Source organism: Nonomuraea sediminis, assembly GCF_018531495.1.
Classification (GTDB): Bacteria; Actinomycetota; Actinomycetes; order Streptosporangiales; family Streptosporangiaceae; genus Nonomuraea; species Nonomuraea sediminis.
In genome coordinates this window covers 356630-364781 of sequence record NZ_JAHDTI010000007.1, presented here as the reverse complement: position 1 = coordinate 364781, position 8152 = coordinate 356630, and the positions used below count along the sequence as shown (strand labels likewise).

The 8152-nt window shown below is 68.0% G+C and carries 9 protein-coding genes; 6 read left to right on the top strand and 3 right to left on the bottom strand.

The genetic code is table 11. The features are described from left to right. Window positions 1-23: 23 nt before the first annotated feature. Window positions 24-728 (bottom strand): hypothetical protein, encoded by a 705-nt coding sequence (locus KIK09_RS30210; RefSeq protein ID WP_214322786.1) that lies wholly within the window; start codon window positions 726-728, stop codon window positions 24-26. A gap of 652 nt (window positions 729-1380) precedes the next feature. Here KIK09_RS30210 and KIK09_RS30205 point away from each other — a divergent pair. After that, window positions 1381-2004, top strand: coding sequence for a dihydrofolate reductase family protein (locus tag KIK09_RS30205; protein WP_214322785.1), 624 nt, complete (start codon window positions 1381-1383; stop codon window positions 2002-2004). A 407-nt stretch (window positions 2005-2411) separates the two neighbouring features. Then, window positions 2412-2786, top strand: coding sequence for a chorismate mutase (locus tag KIK09_RS30200; protein WP_214322784.1), 375 nt, complete (start codon window positions 2412-2414; stop codon window positions 2784-2786). A gap of 12 nt (window positions 2787-2798) precedes the next feature. On the opposite strand, the gene KIK09_RS30195 is transcribed toward KIK09_RS30200, so the two are convergent. Continuing rightward, complete coding sequence (locus KIK09_RS30195; RefSeq protein ID WP_214322783.1) at window positions 2799-3737, bottom strand: LysR family transcriptional regulator; 939 nt, start codon at window positions 3735-3737, stop codon at window positions 2799-2801. Window positions 3738-3837: 100 nt separating this feature from the next. On the opposite strand from KIK09_RS30195, the gene KIK09_RS30190 reads away from it, so the two are divergent. Next, window positions 3838-4656: a TIGR03619 family F420-dependent LLM class oxidoreductase gene (locus KIK09_RS30190; protein WP_250574047.1), complete on the top strand. Its 819-nt coding sequence runs from the start codon at window positions 3838-3840 to the stop codon at window positions 4654-4656. 106 nt (window positions 4657-4762) lie between these two features. Here KIK09_RS30190 and KIK09_RS30185 read toward each other — a convergent pair whose 3' ends face one another. Further along, window positions 4763-5572 (bottom strand): SDR family oxidoreductase, encoded by an 810-nt coding sequence (locus tag KIK09_RS30185; protein WP_214322781.1) that lies wholly within the window; start codon window positions 5570-5572, stop codon window positions 4763-4765. Window positions 5573-5673: 101 nt separating this feature from the next. On the opposite strand from KIK09_RS30185, the gene KIK09_RS30180 reads away from it, so the two are divergent. The 3 genes from KIK09_RS30180 to KIK09_RS30170 all read left to right on the top strand — a co-directional run bounded on the left by KIK09_RS30180 (window position 5674) and on the right by KIK09_RS30170 (window position 8052). After that, the gene (locus tag KIK09_RS30180; protein WP_214322780.1) at window positions 5674-6093 is read left to right on the top strand and encodes a MarR family winged helix-turn-helix transcriptional regulator; all 420 of its coding nucleotides are present in this window, start codon (window positions 5674-5676) and stop codon (window positions 6091-6093) included. 94 nt (window positions 6094-6187) lie between these two features. Continuing rightward, window positions 6188-7384 (top strand): sensor histidine kinase, encoded by a 1197-nt coding sequence (locus KIK09_RS60170; protein WP_443678881.1) that lies wholly within the window; start codon window positions 6188-6190, stop codon window positions 7382-7384. After that, window positions 7381-8052, top strand: coding sequence for a response regulator transcription factor (locus KIK09_RS30170; protein WP_214322778.1), 672 nt, complete (start codon window positions 7381-7383; stop codon window positions 8050-8052). Before KIK09_RS60170 ends, KIK09_RS30170 begins: the two co-directional genes overlap by 4 nt. The last annotated feature ends 100 nt before the right edge of the window (window positions 8053-8152 follow it).

Here is an 8152-nt window from a genome sequence, read left to right as displayed (position 1 = left end):
CCCGCCCGAGGCTCATCTACTGGTCAGCCTTTGCCCTGGGTGAACGTCAGCGAGGAGGCGAGCACCTTCTGGTTCCTGCTCGCCGGGTCGGTGGACCAGCCCGAGGCGAAGAAGCCGACGGTGTAGGTGAGCCCGACACCGATCGAGACGTCGTTGAACGCGGCGGTTCCGAAGTTGGAGTCGATCGTCACCGGGGTGACCCAGTTCGGCGGCTTCGTGTACGAGGCCACCTCTCCGCGCCACAGCCCCATCCACGCCAGGTTGGTCTCGGCGAGGTAGCCGGCCAGGCAGTCGAACTGCACAGCGACGGACGTGGGGCCGACGAACTTGAGCGACATGAAGTCGTGCTCCAGCTCCGCCGGGTCATTCGGGCTGGGCACGAACGCCGAAGCGACCACATTGCGGGCCTTCTGCGAATCGGTCTTCATGGGGCCGACCGACAGTCCGATGATGTAGGAGTTGTCCTGCACGCTCAAGCCGGAGAAGCTCAGGCTCCCGTGCTGCTGGGTACCGATCGGCTGGGTCGTCTTCGGGGTGTTGTCCCACGGGATCTGGTTCTGGTCCTGCCAGATGGCGACGACGCAGCCTGCGTCGGCGGGTCTGGCCCCCGGCATCAGGTTGTAGGTGAGGCCGATCGTGTCGGCTGTCACATAGTCGACCAGGAGGGTCGTGACCCGCTGGTCGTGGTCGGAAATCTGGCTGATGAGGTTGTTCTCGACGGTGGTCATGATTCTCCCTGGGTGAATGCCCCTTCAGCAGGCGGCCGAAGGAATCGGTGATCTGGTGATCCGGCTGCCGACCGTGCCCTGCTGTGCAAGGTTGTGGCGGGCGGACGGACGGCAGGAGCGGTGCCATATGCGTCGGGCAGAGCGGACCACGCTGCTCACTGAGCGAACATGCGTTGAATCGGGCAGCAAGCGTGGTCCGGGCGAGCACTCTCCATTTCCGATCTCATCCTCGATCTGCACGGAGCGATCCCGAGAAGAGGGCGGCCGACTGATCGGGCATCAGGTGATGCCCCTGTTGTGGTACCCGGCAACCTGGGAGTTCGACGGCGACGTACCGTTCTACCAGCAGGTTTTGGCCTTCACCACACAAACGAAGATCATTGAGTCGGGGTGGATCGAGCTAGCGCCACGGGCCGACAATTTCTCCATCATCCGGACGTGTTCCAGCCCGGACGGATCGGCGCCGATCATCTTCCAGCGGCTTGGCAGCGTCCGCGACGAACCGATGGACCCCTCAGGCGACTGCAGCAGCTACCCAGTTTGGACGCGGCCTGTGATCTATCGTGACGCTGGGTGCCGTCGCAGCGATGAGTCTGCCGGCGGCCACAGGTCTACCTTCCGACCGAGACGACCAACTCATCGGGAGTACGGCATGGGCCTCATCCATATCGAGCTGTTCGCAACCCTCGACCTCGTCGGGCAGGCGCCCGGCGGCCCCGACGAGGACCCGGCGGGGTTCCCGTTCGGCGGCTGGCAGGCGCCCCTGCTGGACGAGGTCGCCGGGGCGCAGGTCGGTGCCGCGTACGAGGGCACGGACGCCCTCCTGCTCGGCCGGCGGACGTATGACATCTTCGCCGCCTACTGGCCGCACCAGGAGGGCGGCGAGATCGCCACGCTTTTCAACAGCGTCCCGAAGTACGTGGCCTCCCGTGGCAGGCCCGACCTCTCATGGGCCGGGTCCACGCAGCTCGGCCCGGATCTGGCCGGCGCGGTGCGCGAGATCCGTGACCGGCACGAGCACGTGAAGGTCGTCGGGAGCCTGAACCTGGTGCAGACCCTCCTGCGAGAGAAACTCTTCGACCGTCTCGACCTCTGGGTGCACCCGATCGTGCTCGGCGTCGGGAAGAAGGTGTTCGACGGTGGCGCGGTGCCCACGAACGTCACACTCCTCGAACCGCCGGTAGCCAGTCCGAAGGGCACCGTGTACCTGCGCTACGGGCTCGCCGATGGCACGCCCGCGACGGGTGACATGAGCGCACCCGATCGCGGCAACTGAACGCCAGCTGGGTCCCTGAGCATGATCTGCCTATGTGAGGCGGAATTCTCCAGAATGGCGGCCGCATAGGTGGCCGTCCCCTGGATGCCAATGGCGTTCGGAATGTGACGGCCGGCCCGCGTATTTCAACCGCATCTCAAAATGGGAGCCCTCGTGAGGAAATATGCCGTGCTCACCGCGGCCCTCGCCTTGTCACCTCTGCCCGTCGCGGGCCTCCTCCGTGCAAGCCGCTGTGGTCCTCCTGTACCGCGCAATCCCCCGGCGCGCTGCTCTCCGTCCAGGGCGACGGCAACCTGGTGGTCTACAGAGCCGCTGTGGTCCTCAAGGACCTGATCCAGCTCAGCAGGCCGGGCGCTGCGTCTAGACATTTGATAACGATGAGGGGCTTGAGGCTAAGATGGAGCGGCATGAACGAGTTTGACGAGCAGCCTGCGGACCAGGAATCGATTGACCACCAAGTCGACGCTTGTGCTGCTAAACGAGAATTGCAGCGACTACGAGGAAGCATCGACAATCTCGATGCCGCCCTGGTCCACCTTCTTGCGGAGCGTTTCAAGTGCACCAAGAAGGTCGGTCGGCTCAAAGCGCGATACGGGCTTCCTCCGGCAGATCCCGAGCGGGAAGCGCAGCAGGTGCAGCGACTGCGCGCCCTGGCCGAGGAATCAAAGCTCGATCCCGTCTTCGCCGAAAGGTTTCTGGAATTCATTATCGAAGAAGTCGTCCGACACCACGAGTTGATCGCCGCCAGTGCATCGTTGGACACCGAGCTCCGCACAGATTGAAAGACCAGGGCTTCATGGACGAGCGCGAGGCGGGCTCGACCCTGGTAGCAGGCCGGCGCCACCGCAGGGATCTGCTGATGACCACCTTCCTGCGACGGAGGTCTCCCGCAGGCACCGGATGAACTCCGACTGGAGCGGCGCCACGCCCTTCCTGGTGGCCGCGTAGACGGTCCTGGTCGGCTCGTCCTCCAGGGGCACCAGCGTGATGTCGGGGCGGATGGCGCCCGCCGCCAGTGACGGCACCAGCGCCAGCCCGAGCCCCGCGGCGACGAAGCCCTGCTTGGCAGTCCACTCCCTGGCCGCGAAGGCGATGCGGGGCCGCAAGCCGGTGCGCCGATGGAGGGCGATCAACGTCTCCGAGCCTTCGGGGAAGCCCTCGATCCAGGACTCCCCCTCCAGTTCGGCCAGGCGCAGGCTCGTCCTGCCCGCCAGCCGGTGCCCTGCGGGCAAGGCCACCAGCAGCGGGTCGTCCAGGAGGTGGTGCAGGGCGAACGGGCCCGCCTCCAGCGGCCTGCCCGGGTAGGCGCTCACCACCGCCAAGTCGATCTCGCCGGTCCGGAGACGGGCCAGCAACGGGTCGGTCGTGCTTTCCACCAGCGACAGGACGACGCTCGGGTGTGCCCGCCCGAACGCGGCCATGGCGCCAGGGACCAGATCGGCGTCGGCGGTGTCGAACGCTCCGACGCGCAACTGGCCCACGTCGTGCACATCGTGCCTCGCCGCCGCCAGCCGGTCCAGGATGGCGATCGCGTGCTCCAGCAGGCGGCGGCCCTCCTCGGTGAGCTCCACACCGCGCGGATGACGATCGAACAGCGCGACGCCGAGCTCGCCCTCCAGGGACGCGATCTGGCGTGACACAGCGGACTGGGTGTAGCCGAGTGCCTCCCCTGCCGCCGTGAAGGACTTCCTGGCGGCCACCTCGGTGAACACCGCCAGCCAGGAGACATCCATGACGCCTTCCCCCAACAGTGGCTCGGTATGCGAGTTTCGCATGTTAGCCATGCCAGACATTCGCTGGTCACATCGCCAAGGAAAACCTACGGTGATCCGCATGAAGATCGGACTCTACGGGCTGCACCGCGGCGAGAACGTCGACCCGGATACGCTGGCCGGCCGGGCGCAGCTGGCCGAGAAGATGGGCTTCGAGTCGATCTGGGTGGGCGATCACATCGCGATGCCTCCCTCCTCGGACGAGCAGGGCCGCCTTGAGGCCGTGGTCGCCCTGGCTCATCTGGCGGCCCTGACCACCACGATCAAGCTCGGCCTCGGCGTCCTGGTGCTCCCCCAGCGCCAGCCGGTGCTGCTGGCCAAGCAGCTCACCTCTCTCGACCTGCTCTCGCGGGGGCGCCTGATCGTCGGCGTCGGCGCAGGGTATGTGGAACAGGAGCTGGCCGCCATGGGTGTCTCGCTGGACAGCCGCGGTGCCCGTACAGACGAGTATCTGGCCGCCATGCAGGCCCTTTGGGACGATCAACCGTTTGCCGGAAATTTCGTGGCCTTTGCGGATGTCGTACAGCGGCCGCGCCCGCAACGGCGCCCGCCGATCGTGGTGGGCGGCCACTCCAGGGCGGCCATGCGCCGGGCGATTCAGTCGGCCGATGGCTGGTACGGCGTCTACCTGACCCCGCAGGAGGCGGCCCGCTCGCTGTCCGACCTCCAGGACGCGGCCAAGCTCTACGAAAGGCCTGCGGGCCTGGGTGAACTAGAGATCACGATCACCCCGCCCCCGGGCCCCGTCGATCGGGACACTGCCCAGCGCTACGCGGCATTGGGCGTCCACCGGCTGACAATCCAGCCGCTGGATGCCGAAATGGAGGCCACGGTCAGAGCCGGCTCGGGGTTGGATGACGGCTTCAGACCGCGGTCGTGAGAGGCCGCCTGCGAGGTGCGCCGTCACAAGCTCACGAAGGATGCCGTCCGACAGGCGGGGTGCAGGGGTCGGGGACCTGGGGGGCAGAGTGCCGGCCGTACCGTTCCTAGGCGACCCACGCGCTGGTCAGCGTCTGCACGGCCGAGCCGTCGAGGTCCTTGAGCTTCGTCCCGGCGAAGGCGCGCGCGACATCGGAGGTGAGCACCCGGAAGGCGGGCCGCTCGGCCGCGAGCAGATCGACTATCTGCGCCGCCACGTCCTGCGGCGTCTGCGCGGCGGCGAAGGCGCCGCGGGTGCGCTCCAGATAGGCGGACAGGGCCGGCGCGTACGGCCCGGCCTGCTCCAGTGCGTTGTCCGCGAGGCCCACGTTCCTGACGAACTCGCTGGCCACCGCGCCCGGCTCGACCACACTGACGGACACGCCGGCCGTGGCCGCGACCGGCGCGAGGGACTCCATGAAGCCTTCGACCGCGAATTTGGCGGCGCAGTATGCCTCGTTGAAGGGCTGGCCGATCACTCCGCCGACGCTGGTCACGGTCACTACACGGCCCTTGCTCGCCCGCAGCAGGGGCAGTGCGGCCTTCGTGACGTTCAGCACGCCGAAGAAGTTGACCTCCATGACGGCACGCACGTCCTCGACGCTCTCCTGCTCCAGGGTGCCGACGTGGCCGGCGCCGGCGTTGTTGACCAGCGCGTCCAGCCGGTCGAGGCCGGCCAGGCAGGCCTCGACCGAGGCCGGGTCTGTCACGTCCAGGGCCCGGACGTCGACGGTGACTCCGGCTTCCAGCAGCGCGCCCGCCTTGGCGGTGTCGCGCATGGTGGCGATCACGTGCCAGCCGCTCCGCGCGGCGGCGACGGCGGTGGCCAGGCCGATGCCGGAGGAGGTGCCGGTGATCAGAACGGTCTTGGTGCTCATCCTTGGTGACCTCTCACTTACTTATGAGACATAACTAATATTAGACATAACTATGAGCCCAGATATTTTCGTTTGTCAAGCACATGGGTACGCTGGTCGCCATGCCGAACCCGCCGGACGAGCTCACCAGGGAGATCGTCAGCCTCTTCGCGGCCGTGAACCGCCGCTACACCCAGGAGTCCGAGGCCGCCGCGGCAGCCCACGACCTGACCCCGCTCCAAGCCAAGGCACTGCTCGCCATCGAAGGCCCGGTCCCGACGCGCCACATCGCCGACCGGTTGCACGCGGAGCCGTCCAACGTGACCGCGATCATCGACCGGCTGGAGTCCCGCGGCCTGGTCGAGCGCAGCCTCGACCAGGCCGACCGCCGTGTCAAGCGCGTCGCCGCCACCGCGGCCGGCCGTACCGTCGCCGCCGACCTCCGGGCCCGCATGCCCTTCGCCGCCGAACCCCTGGCTCGGCTGACCACGCAGCAGCGCGAGAGCTTGCGCGAGCTGCTGCAACTGATCCTGAAGGCATGACGGCAGCCGATAGTCATGCGTACCACGGTCGCAGTACAGCGGACCAGTACCACGGGATGAGGGAATGCGCCCAGGTCAGACCTAACGTGTAGGGGTGCGTCCGCTGACCTGGCTGAGACAGGAACTCCTTTCCCGACCTTATGTGGCGGACACGATCCTGGCCGTGTGCGTGTACGCGATGACGCTGCTGGCGCCGCTCCCACCGGGAGTTGGGCCGGACGGCCGGATACAGCCCCTCACCACGTCCGGCCTCGTGCTGGCTTCGGTAGTCTGCGGCGCTCTGATCTTCCGGCAGCGGTGGCCCCGCGCCGTTCTCGCCGTCACGGTCGCCGGGTTCGTCGCCTCCGTCGTGATCGACGGCGGGCGCGGCCCATTGGACCTGGGGCCGGCGATCGTGGTGTACACGGTGGCCTCGCGCTTCCCGCGCCGGAAGGCCTGGGTCTGCGGAGGGCTCGTGGCGCTTGTGGTCACCGTGACCAAGGTCGTGTTCGCCGGGAGTGCGTGGCTGGCACCGGAAGTGCTGGCACCGATCGCCTCGATCGGCATGGCCACCGCCGTCGGGGACGCGCTGCGCAGCCGGCGCGCCTACGTGGCCGCCGTCGAGGAGCGGGCGCGCAGGGCCGAGGAGACGCGCGAGGAAGAGGCGGAACGCCGGGTGATGGAGGAACGGCTGCGCATAGCGCGCGAGTTGCACGACGTTCTCGCCCATCACATCGCGCTGATCAACGTGCAGGCGCAGGTCGCCGCGCATGTGCTGGCGACAGAACCCGAGCAGGCCCGCGCGGCGCTGGGCCATGTCCGCACCGCGGGCAAGGAGGCGCTGGAGGAGTTGCGGACGACGGTGGGGCTGCTGCGCCGTCCGGGCAGCGGCGACGAACTCCTCACCGAGCCCGCGCCGGGACTGGACCGGCTGCCCGAGCTGATCGATTCCTTCACCTCCGCCGGGCTGAAGCTGGGCTGGACGGTCTACGGCGACCCGAGGCCGTTGCCCGCTCCTGTGGACCTCGCCGCGTTCCGGATCGTCCAGGAGGCGCTGACCAACGTGAGCAAGCACGCGCCACGGGCGACCGCGTCCGTACGGATCGACTACACCCCCGACGAGGTGATCGTGGAGGTGGTCGATGACGGCGAGAGCGATCCACTCGGAATCTCCCCCGGGACCGGACACGGACTGATCGGCATGCGGGAGCGCGCCCTGTCGGTCGAAGGGATCTTCCGCGCCGGGCCGATGGGTGACGGTGGATTCCGTGTGCGCGCTGTGCTCCCCACCTCCAGGAAGAACGAACCATGACGATCAGGATCTTGCTGGCCGATGACCAGGCGCTGGTCCGCGCCGGGTTCCGGGTGCTGATCGACTCGGCGCCCGACCTGACGGTGGTCGGCGAGGCCGCCAACGGTCATGACGCCGTACGGCTGGCGCGGCAGACCATGGCCGACGTGGTTCTGATGGACATCCGTATGCCCGGGATGGACGGCCTGGCCGCGACGAGGGAGATCACCTGCGATGAGGCGATGGCCGGCGTCCGGGTGCTGATCCTGACCACGTTCGAGGTCGACGAATACGTCTTCGCCGCGCTGCGGGCGGGCGCCGGCGGCTTCCTCGGCAAGAGCGTGGAGGCCGGCGAGTTGCAGGACGCCATCAGGGTGGTGGCCAGGGGTGAGGCGCTGCTGTCGCCGTCGGCGACCAGAGGCTTGATCACCCGCTTCCTGGCCGGCCCGGGCGCCTCGGTCGAGCACGTGCCCGCAGACCTGGCCGTGCTCACCGAGCGCGAAAGGGAGGTGATGATCCTGGTGGCACATGGGCGCACCAACGACGAGATCGCCGACCTGCTGGGAATCAGCCGGGTGACCGCCAAGACGCACGTCAACCGGGCCATGACCAAGCTGAAGGCGCACGACCGCGCCCAACTGGTGATCATCGCCTACGAGACCGGCCTGGTCCGTCCCCAGGCCCGCTGATCGGCCACCGCGGGCGCGGTAGCCCGCACCCGCGTCTACTGCGATCGCCGCAGATCAGGAACCTCCTCCAGGTGGACGTTCTCTTGGATCGACGGCACGA